Here is a 20,399-nt window from a genome sequence, read left to right on the forward strand (position 1 = left end):
GCAAGATTACTTGAAAAGTTTATCAACAAATATTGATTCTTATAAAGAGAATATTTTCCACCCTCACCAGCCCAACTTTCATTACAGTATTTTCATTAATCAAATAACCGCTTTACCTTTATCATTCTATTGCACAAACGGTAGGTGGCCATTGCACAATTGCTGGGCTTTTTCACTGCCAATAAAACCTTTAATAACTGCAAGCGTACCCTTTGAATTCCCTCTATTCCTATTGCCACAGATGCAGCGCTATTGCCTTGTAATTGCTGAAGTTCCTGTCGTAAATTATCAGCATATCTTCTGCTGTTTTGTCAACCATATCATACACCATATTCAATTGCCCATGTCGGTATTGGCTTATTTGGGAAAGTAGTATCAACTCATTAATCAAATCGTAATAATAAAATATTTTGGCTGCAGTAAAAACACTTTGCTGATTGCACTGGCTGCAGAAATGTTTGCTAAGTGCCTCATTGTTCACCAGCGTTGCATTAGAACCGTCAGCAGCTACTACCCTGCATGCCTTTCCACCGTTTTACAGCATCCTGATTAAACTGATACCAGTACTGCATAAAAATTTATTCCACTAAAGTGCTGAAAGCGTTTTAATTTCTACGCAATCATCTTCACCACCATTTCCTTCATCAGAGATGCATCGGAGGTTCCGGTATCGCCTACGCCTACACCTTTTAAATTGTAGTGGTGCAGCAATAATAAAATTCTTTCAATACCGTCGTAGCCGTAATTGCGGATGGTTTCCAACGCATTTTTTACAGCCGTGCTGTTAAAATAAAAATGTGGTTTCAGGGCGGCTTCGCTTTTATCGTTCATGCCAAAAACGGTATATACTTTACTAAAGTTGGCGTACAGTGCCGGCAGCACCATTTGTATAGGTGCGGCTTTGGGATTGCCTTCAAAATACTGTATAATTTTTATGGCTTTGGCCAAATCTTTTTTTGCAATAGCCGCCTGCAGTTCAAAAACATTGTACTCCTTGCTGATACCGATAAACTTTTCAATATCATCTTCGGAAATTTCTTTGCGGCCTTTTAAATTAATGGAAAGTTTATCTATTACGTTAGCCATTCGGGTGAGGTCGTTGCCAATATGTTCTTCCAGCAAACCTACCGCTTTGCTGCTTATGGAGTAGCCTTTTCCTGATACCATCTCTTTTATCCATTCCTGTACTTTAAAATCTTTTAATTTTTCTGATGTAAAAATTTCGGCAGATTGTTTTAAGAGCTTGTACAACTTCGTACGCTTATCGTAAGTTTTAGTTTTGTACGCTATTACAAAAATGGTGGAGCTTAACGGATGCTCAAAATAACTTTCCAGCTTATCAAGGTCTTTCATTTGCTGGGCTTCTTTTAACAGCACCACCTGCCGCTCGGCAAACATGGGGTAACGCTTGCAGGCATTTATTACCGATGGCCAGTCGGCATCTTTACCATAAAAAACAGTGAGGTTAAAACCGGCTTCTGCTTCATCTAAAATTTTATGCTCTGCATAATCCATCACCATATCAATGTAGTAATCTTCTTCGCCTTCAAGCCAGTAAAGGGTTTTAAAGCTTTTCTTTTTCCAGTCGCTTATAATTTTTTCGGCACTCATGGCATCAAAGATAAAATATTTTTACAGGCATTGGCTGCTGTTACCGATATAAAAAATTGGCATAATTTTAGCGCAATTACAGCATAACAGCGAGCTGTTATTTATTCACATATTAACACTACAGCTATTTTACTCTTTTTTTAACTCGCTGAATGAATACTTTTGTCAACAATAAAACCCAAATAAAATATGGCTTACGAAAATTTTCCTGCTACAGAAAATACGCAACCGGCTGCAACTCCACCACCTAAAAACAACATGCGTAATTTACTTACGGGTGGTTTATTAATTGCACTGTTAGGCACCTGGGGTTATATTCTATACGATAAGAATAAAACCAAAGAAACTATTCAGTTAAAAGATACACAGCTTGCCACTACTACCAGCGAAAAAGATCAGCTGCGAAAAGAATTAGACGATGCCACCATGCAGTACGACATGATTAAAACCAGCAGCGCAAACATGGCGCACAGTAAAGACAGTATGATTACGCAACGTGACAGGGATATTGCAGCCAAGAGAACACAAATTCAGCAGTTACTCAGCAAAACAAATGCTACAAAAGAAGAACTGGCGCAGGCAAAAACATTAATTGCTTCTTTAAATACTGATATTGCCGGATATAAAACACAAATTGAAACCCTGCAGGGAGAAAAAATTGTTTTAATACAGGAAAAAGAAACGGTTACAAAAGAAAGGGATGTTGTTCAAAAAAACTTTGACTCTGCAAAAACGGTTATTGCAGAAAGAGAAAATGTTATTGATATTGGTTCTACTTTACATGCCAGCAATTTTTCCATTACAGGAATAAATGAAAGAAAAAGTGGCAAAGAAAAAACAACTACCACAGCAAAACGTGTTGATAAGCTCCGTATTTCTTTTGATCTGGATGAAAACCGCATTACACAATCGGGCAATAAAACAATTTATATTTCTATTACCGATCCTAAGGGAACGCCGGTTACTGTGGAAGCTTTAGGCTCAGGCACTTTTAAAACAAGAGAAGGAGAAGATAAATTTTTTACCGAAAAAGTAGAAGTAAATTATACACAGGGTCAGCGCCAAACTATAAATGTTGACTGGAAACAGAACAGCAGTTTTGAAACCGGCGATTATAAAATTGAAGTGTATAATAATGGTTTTAAAATTGGAGAAGGTGTGCGGAGTTTTAAAAAGGGCGGATTGTTTGGATAGAGATTTTTAAATTATATAAATTAGAAGCGGCGCAAAATAAATGCGCCGTTTTTCTTTTTATGGGTCTGACGGTTATGAACCGTCTTGACCAAGCCAGCATTACAAAATTGCTCTTATAGAAGCCCTGCCTACATGAACCGTTTTTGCTTCGCCGGGTTTGCGGCCTTCGTACTGAATACTTACTTCAAAATTTCCTGCAAGCCTCCTGGTATATTCTATATTCCATAAATAATTTTTACCTGGCAATAGACCATCTAAAATAATATAACCTACTGTTGTGTTTGCTGCACCGGGGTAAGCCTTAAAATTAATTTGATTAAAAGTTATTTTAGCATTTAGCGTACTGTTGTTTAAAATATTATACCGAACATCGGCGATAAGCGAATGAGTGATCGCTTTCTCCAATGAATCGATAGTATTTTTTTTATCGCTGAAATTATACGCCAGGCTTAACCGGAAATTTGATTTATAAATATAGGCAACAGATGGCTCTGCACTATTTTGTAAAATAAGATAATTGCGGTTATTAAATTTTGTGCCGCTGGTATTCAATTCATTTTTAGACTGGCGGAAATTTACTGTGCTGGAAAAGTTTTTGTTGAGGTTCCATCTAATTTTTCCAAATAGGTTACGCACTTTACGGCTTTCAAATCCATAAGATAATAATGTTTTACCATTGCTTAAACCATGTGTAACATCAAAACCCCACTTTACATTGCTGCGGTTGAAAAAATAGGTGTTGGTTAAAAATGAGTTTAATGCCAGCAAAGTGGTATCTACCAATTGTTTTGTAAAAGGATTAAATTTAAATTTCCCGCCAGAAATATCTTTTTTATTTATTTGCAGGGATGAACTGGTGCTGGAGCGGTACAATAATTTTTTAATCCCCTTTGCATTAATGGGTTTTATTACCAACCTTGGATTTATATCAAGGTTGTAATTAAACTGAACATAATTTGCTTTTACATATTGGTTGCTTGGTGTAAAAAGTTTTACATACTTACGCTGATCCTGGAAAACAGCTATTTCAAATTCGTTCAATTCTTTTATGCCATTGGCATTATAATCTATCCAGGTATATTCTCCCTGCCCCGCCGGCACTTCAAAAAAAGTAAATTCTCTTTTTTGCTCCTGCCCCGAGCCAAGCTCATATAAAATGTTGCCGTTTAATAATCCTTTAAATTCTTTAAAAGCATATTCGGTACGGCCCAGTAAACTTTCATCAGGCCGTTGCCTGCTGATGCTGCTGTTTAAAATATGCAGCTTGCGGTAAGTGATATTTATTTTCAACTGCCGGTCTTCATTCTTCATCACTTCGCTAAAAAAATTATAGTTATCACTTTTATCTGCCTGCTGCAATTTTGTTTGTACAGGCAATAAATCATTTCTTGTAAAATAAGACAGCCCCCATTTGTTTAACTTATTGGGATTTGATTTTACATACACCTGCCATATATTAAATGCAAAACTTAATGGCGATAAACTATCTGTAATTTTATTGCGTTGTTTATTTTGCTCGCTGCTGTAATTAATGCCCACCTGCAGTTTTTTAATTTTACTTAACTCTTTACTTATATCAATGGCAGGCCTGAAGTAAGTACCGTTATCGTTTTGTGAATTGGTGGTAGTAAAACTTATTTTGTTGGTAAACTTCCAGCCATTGGCAGCAGTGTAGTTATCTATTTGCTGGCGAAGGCCATTAAAATTATCGCTGCGTTTATAATTAATAATTTCGTAAGCATAAAAATTGCCTTTGCTGTCTGCAACTTTTACCGATGCATTAATAATATGTTCATCTGCTTTACTAACTGCAAAAGGCAAACTCCAGTCACGTAAATATTCTACATTACGCAAACGTTCTAATGGTTTAAATCGACCCTGTACAAATTCGTATCCCAAATTAGTTTGCATAAGCAAAGCCTTACTGAACAATTTAATTTTTTTATCGCTGTTTTGAAATTGCAGCTTTGCTGCATAGCCTTTGTCATTAGCTTTATCTTTTGACGAAAAAAGATTGATATCGTAATTGCTCATGGCACCTTCTAACTTTAATTTTGTTTTTGCAGAAAATAAATATTCTGCACCAATAGTAATTACCTGTTGTTTTTTGGGTGCAATTAATAAAATTACCGGTGCCCAGTCGCCTTTCTTTGCATTATTAATATCGGGTGCAACCCAGTTGTACACTTTTCCATTAACGGCATTTTGCAATGGCATATAATTGCCTTTGCCAGGCCCCACATAAGCAAAAGAAAGGCTGTACAAAATATCGTTGGGGTTAGTAGAAAAAACAAAAATAGAATCATGTACCGTTCCATTGTATAAAGTATCAATTTTTTTATACAGAATTTTATCTACAGAAAAAGTATCCCGTTGTGCATTTTCGTAAAAAGCACTGTCCACACCATCTCCTGCATCAGCTAAAAATTGTTTTTGTTTATTATCCAGTACCTGGTTGATAGAAGAATTTTTTGCATCCGAGTTACTGAAGGCACCAATGCTTAAAATAAATTTATTATTAAACTTAATATCGTTGCTTGCATATAATTGTGCATTTAAAAAATTACGGTCAGCATATTCAAATTCTACCTGTATTCTTTTATCTTTTGTAATTAAATTTTTTTGGGTAAAAGTTATTTCTGCAGTGTTATAGTTCATTATATAATCCTGGTCTTCGCCACGCTGCATTAACTGGCCATCTATAAAAACACGTTCTGTACCGGCAAGTATTACAAAATACACTTCGTAATTAGCACCCTGCAAACGATATGGGCCCTGGTTGCCTTCAATTGGTGTAAGAATATTCCGTGTAAATTTTCCTTTTGCCACAGCACCGCTTACCAGTAATGAATTTGAAATATGCTTATTGATTTTATTATCGGTGCTGAAAGAAACACCCTGCAAACGTTTATAAAAATTAAGAAAATAATTTTTGCTTTGCCTGATATCAATATCGCCAAAATTTGCCTGCCAGCCTTTCTTTTTTATCTGCAAAAATATTTTATCAAAGTCTCTCAAATCCTGCGTATTACCTTCGGGCTGTATGGGGATATTGTTATCCGTTATGGCCGCAGTTAATTCCAAACTGTCGCCAATAAAACCGTTGAGCTGCAAATTAAGGCTGGAGTTTACCACCGCATCCTGGCTGTTACCAAAAGATATTCCTCTGCCAAAACTACCTTCTGATTTTACAGTACCAAAATCAAAAAGCGGGTTACCCTGTTTAGAATTAAGATTAAAAGTTACCGGGTTGTTATTTATAAAATTATAACGGATACTGTCGTAATTATAATGTTTTACCACAGCATTTAATTTAAAGGGAAATACACGGTAAGTAACCAGCACCGTTTCTGCAGCCGGTTTCTGTATCCAGGTAATAGTGGCATTTACTTCATCAATTTTATACGCTGATGATAGCACATTAGCTATACTTACCGAATTTGGAACAATGGTGAATGAATCAATTTTTACTACATCGGTATTTACAACTATCAATTTTTTACGCAGGTTAGATAGCGGAGAAGGCTTTTGAGCAAATATAGATTGCACAAAAAGTGTGAGTATTAAAAACAAGTATATCCCGGGGTGCTTCAACAGTTTTAGATTAGTAATGCATAAAATTAGCATTTATTGTGCAAGAGATGGATAACTGGCAATTTGCTGCATAAAAAAACCTTCTTAACGAAGGTTTGTATTTTATAAAAGTGTTGTTTTTATTCCGATCCCAAACTTGCACCAAGGTATTCTTTGTTCATCCTTGCAATATTGGCAACAGAAATACCTTTAGGGCATTCCGCTTCGCAGGCATAAGTATTGGTACAATTACCAAAACTTTCTTTATCCATCTGGGCCACCATATTCATTACCCTTGTTTTTTTCTCGGGGTGTCCCTGTGGCAACAATGCTAATTGAGAAACTTTAGCACCAACAAATAACATAGCACTGCTGTTGGGGCATGCTGCAACACAGGCACCACAACCAATACATGCGGCTGCAGCAAATGCATCATCTGCATTTTTTTTATCAATGGGTATAGCGTTAGCATCAACAGCATTACCAGTATTAACCGAAATAAATCCTCCTGCCTGTATCACCCTGTCAAATGCACTTCTGTCCACCATTAAATCTTTTATTACCGGAAAAGCTTTGCTGCGCCATGGTTCCACTACAATAGTATCGCCATCTTTAAAAGCCCTCATGTGCAACTGGCAGGTTGTATTTTGTGCCCAAGGACCGTGTGCTTTACCATTTATGTGCATACTGCACATACCGCAAATGCCTTCACGGCAATCGTGGTCAAATGCAATTGAATCTTTACCTTCTGTAATCAACTGCTCGTTCAATACATCAAACATCTCTAAAAAAGACATTTCACTGGAGATATCTTTTACCTGGTAGGTTTCAAAATTTCCTTTGTCTTTGCTGTTTTTCTGCTTCCACACTTTTAGTGTGAGGTTCATATTGTAATGCTCCATATAATTGAATTGCTGTATTGTTTAAACCCTTTTATAATTACTGTATTCAAATGGCCGCCATCCAAATGTTTGCCATAAAAAATATAATACCCTGTGTTTTGTGTTTTTAAAGTTTTTCCTGTTGATGTCAATATCAAAATTCCAATCTTCGTTAGCAACCAGCTCTTTCATTACAGCAGGATGCGTTCCTTTAAAAAGTGTTACAGAATCTATATTGCTGTAATCAAACTTATCTGTTTTACTGTCTAATTCTTTACTCCAGGTATTATAGTCCTCTTCTTTTACCCAATGCTTTCCAAAGTCTTTATACTTTTTCTGCATCGTTAAAGGATTGCGTACCCAACCATAATGATAAATGTAAGCATCAATTATTTTTACATTTAATTTGTGGTCATCCTCCCACCTGAACCCCTGTGCATCACGATAACTTTTTATTTTTTTATGCCCGGCGTCCTGCGGATTATTTCTTATAATTCTTATCTCTTTACTGTACCAGCTCCTGCCATCACCAATGTATTTATAACTGCCGTAAAAATGATGGTAATTAAATAATAACCCTTCCACCCTTTTATCAACTTTGTATTGTTGCATGGCATCAATAATAGTTTTATGGTATTGCTCATGCACCACTTCATCTGCCTGAATGTAAAAGAGCCAATCGCTATCATCTGCTGTGGCAGCAATTGCTTTATCTGTTTCTACAGCTAAAACTTTTCCACCTTCCCGTAAACTATCATCCCAAACAGAATGAATAATTTTTATTTTATGAGAACCTATTGATGCTATTAAATTATTAGTATCATCTTCCGAATCTCCGAGGCAAACAATCATTTCATCTACAACTGGTAAAATTGACTTAATCGATTCCACCACAGGATAGCCATATTTAATGGCGTTTTTTACAAAAGTGAAACCTGATACTTTCATGGCTCTTATTTGTAAGAACGTTGCGTTGGTTTCACTATTTCAAAATTCAATTCTTCTTTATTTAATTCCCAGTTGCTTTCGCCTTTAAATTCCCATGCCGAAACATAGCTATAATTATCATCATCACGTTTTGCTTCGCCATCTTCTGTCTGGCTTTCTTCTCTAAAGTGACCACCACAACTTTCGTTACGCTGCAATGCATCTTTACACATCAGTTCGCCCAGTTCAATAAAATCCGCCACACGTCCGGCCTTATCTAATTCAGGGTTCATACCATTTATTTCTCCCGGAATTCTCACATCACTCCAAAATTCTTTTTTCAACTGCTGAATTTCGGCTATAGCTTCCTGTAAGCCCTGTGCATTACGGGCCATCCCACATTTATCCCACATTATTTTCCCTAAACGTTTATGAAAACTTTCTACCGTTTGCTTGCCTTTTATATTCATCAACGTATTTATCCTGTCGCTAACAGCTTTTTCTGTTTCTTCAAATGCAGGATGCGTTGTGGGAATTGATGGGTTACGGATTTCATCGGCCAGATAATTACCCAATGTATAAGGCACTACAAAATACCCATCCGCTAAACCCTGCATTAATGCAGATGCACCCAACCGGTTGGCCCCATGATCGCTGAAGTTGGCTTCGCCTAAAGCATACAATCCCTGTACTGTTGTCTGCAATTCGTAATTTACCCAAAGCCCACCCATAACATAATGCACCGCCGGGTAAATCCTCATCGGTACTTCGTAAGGATTTTCTCCCGTTATCTTTGCATACATTTCAAACAGGTTACCGTATTTTTCTTTCACTACCTCTTTCCCCATAGCAATAATACCAGCCTCGTCCACATTTTCCAATGCACCTTTACCCACTTCAATTTTTCCGTAACGTTTAATCGCATCGGCAAAATCAAGATAAACCGCCAATTTGGTTGTACCTACACCGTAACCTTCATCACATCTTTCTTTAGCAGCTCTTGATGCCACGTCTCTTGGCACAAGGTTACCGAATGCCGGATACCTTCTTTCCAAATAATAATCTCTTTCTTCTTCGGGTATATCAGTTGCCTTGCGGTTATCATCTTTTTGCTTGGGCACCCAAATTCTTCCATCGTTACGCAAACTCTCACTCATCAATGTAAGTTTACTTTGATAATCGCCACTAACAGGGATGCATGTAGGATGAATTTGCGTAAAGCACGGATTACCGAAAAATGCGCCTTTTTTATGAGCCTTCCATGCTGCAGTAACATTACTGCCCATCGCATTGGTACTTAAATAAAACACATTGCCATAACCGCCACTGCATAATAAAACGGCATGACCAAAATGCCTTTCCAATTCGCCGGTTACTAAATTCCTTGCAATAATACCTCTTGCTTTTCCGTCAATCATCACTACGTCCAGCATTTCGTGGCGACTGTATTGTGTTACATTTCCCAATGCAATTTGTCTTTCTAAAGCACTATATGCACCTAGCAGTAACTGTTGCCCTGTTTGCCCGGCAGCATAAAATGTACGCTGTACCTGTGTGCCACCAAAACTTCTGTTGCTTAATAAGCCCCCATATTCTCTTGCAAAAGGCACACCCTGCGCCACACACTGATCAATAATATTTGCACTCACTTCGGCCAGGCGATGTACGTTAGCTTCTCTTGCCCTGTAATCGCCACCTTTTACTGTATCGTAAAATAATCTAAACACTGAGTCGCCATCATTCTGATAATTTTTTGCAGCATTGATACCACCCTGCGCTGCAATGCTATGGGCACGGCGTGGGCTATCCTGAAAACAAAATGTTTTTACTTTATACCCCAACTCTCCCAATGCAGCAGCAGCAGATGCGCCAGCCAAGCCTGTACCCACCACTATTACTTCTAATTTTCTTTTGTTGGCAGGGTTTACGAGTTTTACATGTCCTTTGTAATCTTCCCACTTTGCCTCCATTTCACCTGCTGGTATTTTTGAATCTAAAGCCATATTGTAAATTATGAAACCCCCTCTGTCTCTCCGCCAGTTGGCGGAAGGAAATGATGGAGATTATGTTATAGATCTTGTTTTATATTTTTTTGTTCCAAACAATTATTTTTCAATTTAGCTTCATTGGTCTGGCATAAGGCGAGACACTCTTGTACAGCATATCTTTATTCAACTAACTAAAACCAAAAACATTATGCAATCCAACCCATATAAAATGCAATGGGCATTGATGCAAACAACAGGCAAATAATTATTGAATACCCTACACCAATTGCTTTTATTATTGGTGTGTATTTTTTATGATTTACACCAAAGGTTTGAAATGCACTTTGAAAACCATGAATTAAATGCCAGCATAAAGAGAATACACCCAACACATAAATAATTACTACTAACAAATTATTTTGAAAAACGTTTTGCATTTCGGCATATAAATTATGCACAGCCTGGCTGTTGTACTCTGCACTTAATGTAGTTTCTTCTAAAGAATGGATACCTGCAATGCCCCCTAACCTTGATGGTGTCCAGAAATGATACAGGTGCAATACTAAAAACAGTAAAATTAAAGTACCCAGCAAGCCCATGCTCCTGCTGTACCATTTACTGTTAGAGTTTGCATTATTAACCGCATATTTAACCGGACGTGCCTTGTTATTTTGGCTCCAGAGCATTAACCCCTGCACAATATGCAACAGTAAAAAAAGAAACAATCCAATTTCCATAGTACGGATAATCAGGTTGCTGCCCATAAAATGACCCCAATGGTTAAAGGTTTCTCCACCATCATTAAAAAAAATCATGGAATTGATACCGCAGTGCACTATTAAAAAAGTAATTAAAAATATTCCGGTAAGCCCCATCGTGAACTTCTTGCCTATTGAAGAAGTAAAAAGCTGTTTAAAAGTCATTGAGCAAAGGTTAATTAGTAAATTTTTGGAAAGCAAATTTACGTTACAAACATTCAAAAAAGTGTTTTGTTAAATGTTTTTATGCAAACGATACCGATTTATGCCAGCAATTTCATCATCCAGTTGTCCACTTGTTGAAAAACTATATCCGGTTTTAATGTTCGCCATTGCGGAAAATCCATTAAGCAGATATAATTGGTTAAGCGGGCTTTTTTAAAATCGTACTGGCTTTGCTCCGGCATATCTATTATTACAACCCAACCGCCATCTTCCTGCAACTGTTCCCGCCACTCTTCGTAATAACTGTCGTCGCTGCTGTGAAAATTTAAAACATTTTCGGCAATGATGATAAATTTGGCAATGCCTTTTGCATATAAAATATCTGTAACATCCCGGCGTAAACTCATGATATCATTTTCAATCGCATCATTCCATTCGCCTATTAATTCTATAATGGCATAATTCTGTTCGTAATCAACAAACAAAATCTTCATGTACAATGTTTTGCTGCCAAACTCATCCCATTGCGGGTGAATGTAATAATTATACACCGTTTGGCTAAATTCGAATTCGCTGTAAGTTCTGCCATAAAATGGCGACAGTTCATCTTCTTCAGCGGCATATAAATGGCGCCAGTTAAAATATGGTTCTATATCCTGCAATTACTAATAATTATTTTTTTGAAAGAAAGTATAAATGCAAAGTTTAAAGAAATGAAGCTATTTTATAACAATCCTATCAACTATTTTTTAGGGCTGGAAGCTGGAGCTTCCGGGTACAAAAAAGAGGTTGCCGTAAACGACAACCTCCGTACTTAATAACCATAATATTTTTATTGTACCACAATACGCTCTGTAAATATTATTTTATTTGCTGCATCGGTAACTTTTACCAGGTACATCCCTTTTGCAATAGCTCTTAACAACTGTACGCTTTGCGATTGTAATTTAGAAGAAACAGTAACCCTTGTTGTCATAACAACTTTACCGGACAGATCAGATAGTGCTACAGTATATTGTCCAGCTTTTTGTCCATCAAACAACACCCTGAATTCATTTGAAGTTACAGGGTTAGGAAAAACCCTTGCATCGCCGTTGGCAATTGTAATTGGCGAAACATAGGGCACACCAAAACTCTTTTTTGCATCGGCTTCTTTTTGAAATAATAAATTACAGTTGGCAAGGTCGGATGCATTATATGTTTTATCCGATCCTTCCATTTTAACGGCATTAAAATCATCCAGTTTAAATTTATAATAGCCATCAAAACTGTTAGCGCTGCTTACCACAATATTTTCATTTTCATCGACAGCGGCTCCATTGGTGGTAAAATTAGCAGGTAAATTATTTATTGTTCCAAGATGGGTGGTGATCCTTGTATCAATATCTACTTTAAAAACCTGGTGTGCTGCAGATATTACATACAATTTACCATAAGCATCTGCAACCATATCGCCACCCCAGCTGGTACACCTGTTGTGTATAGAAATACCGTTTTTGTTATTCTCCGCATCAACCAAATTACCTAAATCAGTAATAACCGTTTTTTTACCGGTAGTAAAACGTATTAAGTGATTACCATCATTTGTAATTGCATAACCATTACCATCAGCAGCAATATCCATACGGGTAATGTGGTTAGCTTCGTCCTTTAAATCTAACGTATTAAGTAATTGAGTTTGTTCGGTGTAAAATTTTTGGGCATCGCCTTTGGCATTTAAATCTACCCAGCGTAATTCGCCAATCCGCATTGGGGTGAAAAATAATTTATCATGCTTTTGATCATAAGCAGCAGCGGCAACCATTGTAGCAGTTGGTGCAGCATCATTAAATTTAATAATTCCATTCATTGGATTAATCACTTGCTTTTTTGTAGCCGCATCCAGCATTATAAAAGCAGTTTTATCTCTTTGATATATTTCCTGAATTACTTTGCCCGAAGAAATATCTACCTGGCGAATATTCATCCAGGCGAAGCCACCGTTGCCATCGCCTGTTATAGCAAATGTTTTGGCATCCTGTGCCATTGCTGTAAACGAGCAAACAGTAAATGTTGCGGAGAGTAAAATTTTGAAATTCATATGAGTAGTTTTGTAGTTAGATATGTAAATTAAGAAAAATGCATAAATTTTCCTACATTTTTTTATACACGGTAAGTTGGCGGGTATTTTATTAAGAGAAGGCCTCGATAGCTTTTTTAACGCTCCCTTTTTCCATCAGCATTTGTTTTGCGGCTTCATAGTCGCTCAGGCTTAATTTTTCCATCAGCATCTTAACTCCCCTGTCCACTATTTTTTCGTTGGTTAACTGCATATTTACCATCTTATTATCTTCTACCCGGCCCAATTGTATCATCACCGAGGTGGAGATCATATTTAATACCAATTTTTGTGCGGTACCGCTTTTCATTCTGGTGCTGCCGGTTACAAACTCGGGGCCAACTACCACTTCAATAGCATAATCCGCAGCCTGACTTACCGGGGCATTTAAATTGCAGCAAATACTGCCTGTAATAATGTTATTTTCTTTGCATTTTTCCAACGCATTAATTACATAAGGAGTGGTGCCGCTTGCAGCAATACCAATTACCACATCTTTACTGGTTATATTATGAGCCATTAAATCTTTCCAGCCCTGTTCAATATCATCTTCGGCATATTCCACTGCTTCGGTAATTGCTTTGCTGCCGCCAGCAATTATACCAACTACCAACCCATAAGGCACACCATAAGTTGGCGGGCACTCACTTGCATCTACAATACCCAGCCTGCCGCTGGTACCGGCGCCAATATAAAAAAGACGGCCACCCATCAGCATTTTATCTGCAATAATATTTACGAGTGCCTCAATTTGAGGTATTACTTTGGCAACAGCTGCCGGCACAGTAGCATCTTCTTTATTAATATTAGTAAGCAATTCTGTAACCGTCATTTTTTCTAAATGACGGTAATTACTTTCCTTTTCTGTAATTCTTTCAAATGCCATACCCAAACCCAAAACGGGCTTTATAGACTTCAATTTTTGCCATCGTTTTTATTGCAAAAATTTTTGCCTGGTTAAAAAATAATTATTCAAATATAAAAATATTTCAAACTACAACTCTTATATATTTCCCTATTCTGATTCAGGATGTTTTGTGATATTTTATCAACCCGTCCATTGGTTTTTTTAATACCGTTCCCAATTGCAATTCGTAACTGCTGCACATTTCTTTCAGTACATCTTTAAAACCAAATGCCACGCTGCCAATAAAATTAATGGGCAAGGTCCAGCTTTCCCTGTATTTATAAATATGATTAAAGAAAAAATCATTAAAGCCATCTTCAATAATATTTTCAACCATATAGTGCCCCCGGTTTTCGGCTAAAAAAATAGTAAAGTTGGCCAGGTAACGATTGGGTAATGGTTTTTTATACACCGCTTCCAGTATTTCATTATTATTGGTATTAAATTTTGCTTTAAAGCGGTCCATCAAATCTTCATCAAAAGTATTGTATAAAAAATATTGAATTACTTTTTTTCCAAGATAAGCGCCACTACCTTCATCACCCAGTACATAACCAAGGCCAGGACTGTTTTTTATAATTTTTTTGCCATTATAAAAACATGAGTTGGAACCGGTGCCTAAAATACAGGCAATGCCTTTTTCTTTACCGCATAAAGCTTTTGCAGCTCCCATCAAATCATGATCAACCGAAATTTTTGCTTTTTTAAAAACTTTTTGAATAGCTTTTTTTACAAGAATAACGTTGTTGGGATTACTGCAACCCGTACCATAAAAAAAAACTTCATCAGGCTCCACCTGCTTCATTTTAGTTTTTAATTCCTGCTCCAGTATTTTTTGTATTTGTTCGGTAGATAAAAAGTAAGGGCTTAACCCCTGGGTATAAAATGTTTTTTTCTTTTTTCCGTCTATAAGGCACCACTCTGCTTTTGTTGATCCGCTGTCTGCAATTAATTGTATAGCCATTTTTTGTTTTGAAATTGTTATTGAAGTTAAGGCATTTTTGTTATGCCTATTTTCTGTTTTTCTATCTTGCTGAGTTAAAATAAAATTTTGGTAAAACTAATTCCTAATTGCCAATTACCAATTCCAAATTACTTACTTCTTATCTTCGCAAAATGAATAACAAAAAAGTACAGGTTTGGTTGCCGCTTCTTTTTAGTATTACAATGATTACAGGAATGTACCTCGGCTACAAAATGAGGGATAATATGCCCGGCAAAAGTTTTTTCTTTTTGGAGAAACGCAGGCCCATACAGGAAATAATGGATCTTATACAAAATAAATATGTAGATGATGTAAAAGCTGATGCACTGGCCGACACCGCCATAAAAGCGCTGCTGGGTAAATTAGATCCCCACTCCGTTTTTATACCGGCGGAACAACTGCAGAGTGTTAATGAAGACCTTGCCGGAAAATTTTATGGCATTGGTGTGGAGTTTAACATTTTTGATGATACCATTAATGTTATAAATGTTTTGCAGGATGGCCCAAGTTTTAAAGCAGGGCTGCAAACCGGAGATAAATTTATTAAAGTAGAAGACAGTTTGGTAGCAGGCAATAAAATAGATGGAGATAAAATAAGAAAATTATTACGGGGCGACAGGGGCACAAAAGTTAACATTACTTTTTTACGTGGCGCAGCAATGAAAAAAGTTACCGTTACAAGAGATGCTATACCACTAACCAGTTTGGATGCCAGTTATATGATAGCTAAAGGAGTAGGTTATATAAAACTGAATAAGTTTTCGCAGCAAACTTACCGTGAGTTTATGGATGCACTGATGGCTTTAAAAAAACAAGGTTTACAAAAACTGATTTTAGATTTAAGAGGTAATGGTGGAGGAGTGTTAGATGAAGCCGTAGAAATTGCAGATGAATTTTTGCCGGGTGATAAATTAATAACTTATACCGAAGGAAAACATGTTGCTAAAAAAGAATACCGCTGCCGCAGAGAAGGACAGTTTGAAACAGGTGCATTAGTTGTACTGGAAGATGAAGGCACTGCAAGTGCCAGCGAAATATTAATTGGTGCATTACAGGATTGGGACAGGGCCACTGTAATTGGCCGCCGCAGTTTTGGAAAGGGCCTGGTGCAGGAGCAATTTGATTTAAGCGATAACAGTGCATTGCGTTTAACTGTTGCAAGATATTATACTCCTGTTGGCCGCAGTATTCAAAGGCCGTATACCAATGGTGGCAAGGCTTATTACGAAGAAATAAGTAACCGTTACCACGATGGCGAAACGCAAAGCGCCGACTCTGTAAAAAATGATACTACTAAAATATTTAAAACTGCTGGTGGTAAAAAATTATACGGTGGCGGTGGTATTACACCAGATTATTTTGTAGCGTTAGATACCAATGGATTTAGCCTTACTGCTGCAAGACTGTATTCAAAAAATGTAGTGAGTAATTTTGCCTACACCTTTTATTTACAAAACACCCAGCAGTTTAAAAATTATACTACGCCTTCGGCCTTTATAAAAAGTTTTATTTTTACTGAAGATAACTGGAAACAACTGGTAAACGCTGCGGCAAAAGATTCTGTTAGTTTAAGCAATGTATTGCCCAAAGAAAAAACAGAAATTGTAAACCGCATTAAATCATCAATAGCACGGCAGGTATGGCGCACCGAAGGAATGGTAGAAGTATTAAATACTGATGATACTGCTGTAAAAAAAGCATTGGAAGTAATTGCAAAATAAATTTAAAGGGTATTTAAACAAAAAGGTTATAGTTTAAAAAAACTATAACCTTTTTAATTTCAGAGGTTAGTAGGCTTTCACAGGATGATGGATAGAGTGCTTGATTGGTAATGTAAAGTTGAAAAAAAATATTTACCAACACGTAGTTATTGTTATTAAAGTGGTGTAGTACATCTACTATTTAATTCTTTTAAAAAAATTAAGAGGACTTATTTACGGGTAACTGCATTTCAATTTTCAACTTAAAACTTTCAACCTTAATCTTACCTTTGCGCCAAAACTAAAAACCATGTGGCTCAATAATATTTTAGAAACCATTGGAGATACTCCCCTTATCAAACTAAATAAAATTACCAAACACCTGCCCTGCACTGTATTGGCAAAAGTAGAATACTTTAACCCCGGCAACAGTATTAAAGACCGTATGGCTTTAAAAATGCTGGAAGTAGCCGAGCAGGAAGGAAAAATAAAACCCGGCGGTACAATTATAGAAGGCACCAGTGGTAATACCGGAATGGGTTTAGCATTAGCCGCCTGTGTAAAAGGGTACAAATGTATTTTTACCACTACCGATAAACAATCCAAAGAAAAGGCAGATATTTTAAAAGCTGTAGGTGCCGAAGTAATTGTTTGCCCCACCAATGTAGAGCCGGAAGACCCCAGAAGTTATTATTCTGTAAGTAAAAGATTGGCAACCGAAGTACCCAACAGCTGGTACGTAAACCAGTACGATAATTTAGCCAACCGCCTGGCACATTACGAACAAACAGGGCCAGAAATTTGGGAACAGACCGAAGGAAAAGTTACACACCTTGTGGTAGCAACCGGTACAGGCGGTACTATTGTTGGTACAGGGAAATATTTAAAAGAAAAAAACCCAAAAATTAAAGTATGGGCTATTGACAGTTACGGTTCTTTATTAAAAAAATATTTTGATACCGGCGAGCTGGATCATAAAGAAGTATATCCGTACATAAGCGAAGGTTTTGGCGAAGATTTTGTGCCGGAGAATTATGATATGAGTGTGATAGATGCGTTTACAAAAGTTACTGATAAAGAGGGCGCCATAATGGCCAGGCGTATTGCAAAAGAAGAAGGCATGTTTTGCGGATACAGTGCCGGCAGCTGTTTACAGGGATTACTTCAACTAAAAGATCAATTAAAAAAAGATGATGTGGTGGTATTAATATTTCACGACCATGGCAGCCGCTATGAAGGTAAAGTATATAACGATCAGTGGATGATGGAAAGAGGATTTTTAGAAGTAAAAACATTTAAAGATCTAATAAGCGGAAGAGGAACACAAAAATTAGTTACCATTACCAGTTCACAAACTGTAATGGAAGCTATTAATTTAATGAAGAAGTATGATATTGAAAATATACCTGTAATTGATAATGATAATAACGTAGGTTCAATATCGGAAAGTGGGTTATTCAATAAAATTTTGAATAATGCAGAGATAAAGAATGATACCATTGCCTCAGTTATGGAAAAAAATTACCCGGAAGTGGCATTTAATACCCCGGTTGAACGATTAAGTTCCTTTATTAACAAAGAAAATGGCGCCGTTTTAAGCAAAGATGACACGGGTTCATATCATATTGTTACCAAATACGACATTATCCAAAGTCTTGCCAAATAATGTTAAAGGCATTTTTACGATAAGTTTGTAAGCCACGCCAATGCTGCATTGTAGCGGTGCAGCATTATTCATATCAACACGTATTTCAATACAAAAATCGTAAAACTACGTGGCAAAATCAGGTAAGTATCCTATAGCAAAATCTGCACATCTACTTACGCCCCAGTAAATACAGCATTGTTAAAAAAGGGCAATAACGCTCTTGTCCACCATGTGTTAACAAAGCATCTTTGTGTCAGAAGTTGATTGATAGGAATTAAATATCAATCATTATCCAAAAATCCTGACAAAGCCGAAAAAAAATATCCAATGTTTGTGAAGAACTTAAAAATCCAGTATCAGTCAACTTCTAATTTTTAAACTAAAAACAAAAGATATTATAAAGCATTAAATCCTGAAAAAACGAAATATCCAAAAGAAACCAAAGAAAACAAAAATCTAATTCCTAAAGAAAACAAAAAAACCAATATCCAATGCCTATGCTTTAAAAAGCGATGATGGCAACAAAGACCGAAGAAAACCAATATCCAAAAATGCCTATGCCCTTAAAAGCGATGATGGCAGGAAAGACCGAAAAAACCAAATCCTAAGCTTATGCCGTAACAAGCGATAATAGCTTAAATGAAAAGACCACTGAAACCGGATTAAGTTATTAAAAGATGTTCTGCTTAAACCAGGGCCTCGTTAAAGATTCAAATCAATCCTGTTTAAAACCGACTAGTGCTTGGTTGGTTCTCAAAAAATTAACTTCCATAATAATTTGATTCGTCAAAGGTTTATGGAAGTTTTTAGTTTATGGTATCGGTTTGTACAATACCCATTTAAAATTTCCATTCAAAATACAGCCATATTTTACAAACTCAAACTTATACTTCACCAATACAACAGCAATTTGTATTTTTCACTTATCATTTAAATTTGCGACCCTTTTTATTTTGACGAGAAATTCAAACACAGTGTAAAGACACCAATGCAGGTTGTAAATCTTTCTTTCCAAAAATACCCTTCTTGTAACTTTTACTATCCATCCAACGTATCTTCTCTGTAGAACTTTTCCTGCATTTTATATCTTTTTCACCGATTATCCATTTATTTTACCGTTCAGTATAAAACAATGTACTATGCAAAACAAAGTACCTACTTTTGTGAAGTAGTTATCAAAGTATATAACTACAATTATTAATAGCATTCTGGCCTTAGCCACCAGATTAAAAAAACAAAAAAAGTATAGCCATGAAAAAATTTTTCAACCTTTTGGTTGCAACCACTATTGTTATGTGCATCCAGGCCCAAACAAACACTGCCGGTAAAGTAACCGGAAGCATTAAAGATGGCGGACAACAAAAAATTATTGATGCCGCCTCAGTTTCCCTTTTAAAAGCAAAAGATTCCAGCCTTGTAAAAGTTGCCATTACCGATTCGGCCGGAAACTTTGTTGTAGAAAATGTAAAAGATGGTGCTTACTTAGTGTTGGCCACTTCAATCGGCCATTCAAAAACCTACAGCAATGTTTTCTCTATTTCTCCCGAAAAATTAAATGTAAATCTTGGCGTGCTGCAATTAATTCCTCAGGATAAAAATTTGGCTGGTGTAACAGTTGTTGCTAAAAAGCTTTTTATTGAAAGAAAAGCCGACCGGACAATTTTAAATGTAGAAGCATCCATCAGCAATACCGGCAGCACTGCTCTAGAAGTGCTGGAAAAAGCACCCGGGGTTACCGTTGATAAAGACGGTAATATCAGCCTTAAAGGAAAACAGGGAGTAATGATTATGGTAGATGGTAAACCCACGTATTTATCGGGTCCAGAGCTTACCAATATGCTGCGTAACATGAGTAGTAACCAGTTAGATCAAATTGAGATTATGACTAACCCTTCTGCAAAATATGATGCAAGTGGCCGCTCTGGCATCATCAATATAAAAACAAAAAAGAATAAGCAAAAAGG

At 36.7% G+C, this 20,399-nt stretch carries 15 protein-coding genes; 4 read left to right on the forward strand and 11 right to left on the reverse strand.

The genetic code is table 11. The features are described from left to right. Positions 1-229 precede the first annotated feature (229 nt). Together ACY65O_RS04895 and holA are read right to left on the reverse strand one after the other, a co-directional pair. Positions 230-481, reverse strand: coding sequence for a hypothetical protein (locus tag ACY65O_RS04895; RefSeq protein WP_462219729.1), 252 nt, complete (start codon positions 479-481; stop codon positions 230-232). Between the two features lie 131 nt (positions 482-612). Next, positions 613-1,611: a DNA polymerase III subunit delta gene (gene holA, locus ACY65O_RS04900; protein WP_462219730.1), complete on the reverse strand. Its 999-nt coding sequence runs from the start codon at positions 1,609-1,611 to the stop codon at positions 613-615. A gap of 189 nt (positions 1,612-1,800) precedes the next feature. Between holA and ACY65O_RS04905 the strand changes: the two genes are divergently transcribed. Continuing rightward, positions 1,801-2,805: a hypothetical protein gene (locus ACY65O_RS04905; RefSeq protein WP_462219731.1), complete on the forward strand. Its 1,005-nt coding sequence runs from the start codon at positions 1,801-1,803 to the stop codon at positions 2,803-2,805. Positions 2,806-2,904: 99 nt separating this feature from the next. Here the strand turns inward: ACY65O_RS04905 and ACY65O_RS04910 are convergent, their stop codons facing one another. From ACY65O_RS04910 to ACY65O_RS04950, 9 genes are all read right to left on the reverse strand, one after another. Beyond that, positions 2,905-6,354 (reverse strand): hypothetical protein, encoded by a 3,450-nt coding sequence (locus tag ACY65O_RS04910; protein WP_462219732.1) that lies wholly within the window; start codon positions 6,352-6,354, stop codon positions 2,905-2,907. A gap of 164 nt (positions 6,355-6,518) precedes the next feature. After that, positions 6,519-7,265, reverse strand: coding sequence for a succinate dehydrogenase/fumarate reductase iron-sulfur subunit (locus ACY65O_RS04915; RefSeq protein WP_462219733.1), 747 nt, complete (start codon positions 7,263-7,265; stop codon positions 6,519-6,521). Between the two features lie 36 nt (positions 7,266-7,301). Beyond that, the gene (locus ACY65O_RS04920; RefSeq protein ID WP_462219734.1) at positions 7,302-8,207 is read right to left on the reverse strand and encodes a glycosyltransferase family 2 protein; all 906 of its coding nucleotides are present in this window, start codon (positions 8,205-8,207) and stop codon (positions 7,302-7,304) included. Positions 8,208-8,212: 5 nt separating this feature from the next. Beyond that, the gene (locus ACY65O_RS04925; protein ID WP_462219735.1) at positions 8,213-10,189 is read right to left on the reverse strand and encodes a fumarate reductase/succinate dehydrogenase flavoprotein subunit; all 1,977 of its coding nucleotides are present in this window, start codon (positions 10,187-10,189) and stop codon (positions 8,213-8,215) included. Positions 10,190-10,380: 191 nt separating this feature from the next. Beyond that, positions 10,381-11,097 (reverse strand): succinate dehydrogenase cytochrome b subunit, encoded by a 717-nt coding sequence (locus ACY65O_RS04930; RefSeq protein WP_462219736.1) that lies wholly within the window; start codon positions 11,095-11,097, stop codon positions 10,381-10,383. 98 nt (positions 11,098-11,195) lie between these two features. Further along, positions 11,196-11,759 (reverse strand): hypothetical protein, encoded by a 564-nt coding sequence (locus ACY65O_RS04935; RefSeq protein WP_462219737.1) that lies wholly within the window; start codon positions 11,757-11,759, stop codon positions 11,196-11,198. A 170-nt stretch (positions 11,760-11,929) separates the two neighbouring features. Further along, on the reverse strand, positions 11,930-13,177 hold the full coding sequence (locus ACY65O_RS04940) for a T9SS type A sorting domain-containing protein (protein WP_462219738.1): 1,248 nt from the start codon (positions 13,175-13,177) through the stop codon (positions 11,930-11,932). Positions 13,178-13,268: 91 nt separating this feature from the next. Further along, a complete protein-coding gene (gene murQ / locus ACY65O_RS04945; RefSeq protein ID WP_462219743.1) occupies positions 13,269-14,081 on the reverse strand; it encodes an N-acetylmuramic acid 6-phosphate etherase in 813 nt (270 codons plus the stop codon). 139 nt (positions 14,082-14,220) lie between these two features. Then, a complete protein-coding gene (locus ACY65O_RS04950; protein WP_462219739.1) occupies positions 14,221-15,066 on the reverse strand; it encodes an N-acetylglucosamine kinase in 846 nt (281 codons plus the stop codon). Positions 15,067-15,218: 152 nt separating this feature from the next. Here ACY65O_RS04950 and ACY65O_RS04955 point away from each other — a divergent pair, with 152 nt between their 5' ends. The 3 genes from ACY65O_RS04955 to ACY65O_RS04965 all read left to right on the forward strand — a co-directional run. After that, on the forward strand, positions 15,219-16,808 hold the full coding sequence (locus tag ACY65O_RS04955) for a S41 family peptidase (RefSeq protein ID WP_462219740.1): 1,590 nt from the start codon (positions 15,219-15,221) through the stop codon (positions 16,806-16,808). A 289-nt stretch (positions 16,809-17,097) separates the two neighbouring features. After that, positions 17,098-18,453 (forward strand): pyridoxal-phosphate dependent enzyme, encoded by a 1,356-nt coding sequence (locus tag ACY65O_RS04960; protein ID WP_462219741.1) that lies wholly within the window; start codon positions 17,098-17,100, stop codon positions 18,451-18,453. A 1,233-nt stretch (positions 18,454-19,686) separates the two neighbouring features. Further along, positions 19,687-20,399 (forward strand): carboxypeptidase-like regulatory domain-containing protein (locus ACY65O_RS04965; RefSeq protein WP_462219742.1); only part of this gene is annotated, 713 nt, incomplete at its 3' end.

It is taken from the genome of Ferruginibacter sp., from assembly GCF_031430955.1.
In the GTDB taxonomy this organism is placed as follows: Bacteria; Bacteroidota; Bacteroidia; order Chitinophagales; family Chitinophagaceae; genus Ferruginibacter.

Bases quoted from the DNA above. Each gene is read 5' to 3' on its own strand.
- ACY65O_RS04920 (WP_462219734.1), bottom strand. From the start codon at position 8,207: ATGAAAGTATCAGGTTTCACTTTTGTAAAAAACGCCATTAAATATGGC.
- ACY65O_RS04930 (WP_462219736.1), bottom strand. From the start codon at position 11,097: ATGACTTTTAAACAGCTTTTTACTTCTTCAATAGGCAAGAAGTTCACG.
- ACY65O_RS04955 (WP_462219740.1), top strand. From the start codon at position 15,219: ATGAATAACAAAAAAGTACAGGTTTGGTTGCCGCTTCTTTTTAGTATT.
- ACY65O_RS04905 (WP_462219731.1), top strand. From the start codon at position 1,801: ATGGCTTACGAAAATTTTCCTGCTACAGAAAATACGCAACCGGCTGCA.
- ACY65O_RS04925 (WP_462219735.1), bottom strand. From the start codon at position 10,189: ATGGCTTTAGATTCAAAAATACCAGCAGGTGAAATGGAGGCAAAGTGG.
- ACY65O_RS04915 (WP_462219733.1), bottom strand. From the start codon at position 7,265: ATGAACCTCACACTAAAAGTGTGGAAGCAGAAAAACAGCAAAGACAAA.
- ACY65O_RS04940 (WP_462219738.1), bottom strand. From the start codon at position 13,177: ATGAATTTCAAAATTTTACTCTCCGCAACATTTACTGTTTGCTCGTTT.
- holA (WP_462219730.1), bottom strand. From the start codon at position 1,611: ATGAGTGCCGAAAAAATTATAAGCGACTGGAAAAAGAAAAGCTTTAAA.
- murQ (WP_462219743.1), bottom strand. From the start codon at position 14,081: ATGGCATTTGAAAGAATTACAGAAAAGGAAAGTAATTACCGTCATTTA.
- ACY65O_RS04960 (WP_462219741.1), top strand. From the start codon at position 17,098: ATGTGGCTCAATAATATTTTAGAAACCATTGGAGATACTCCCCTTATC.
- ACY65O_RS04950 (WP_462219739.1), bottom strand. From the start codon at position 15,066: ATGGCTATACAATTAATTGCAGACAGCGGATCAACAAAAGCAGAGTGG.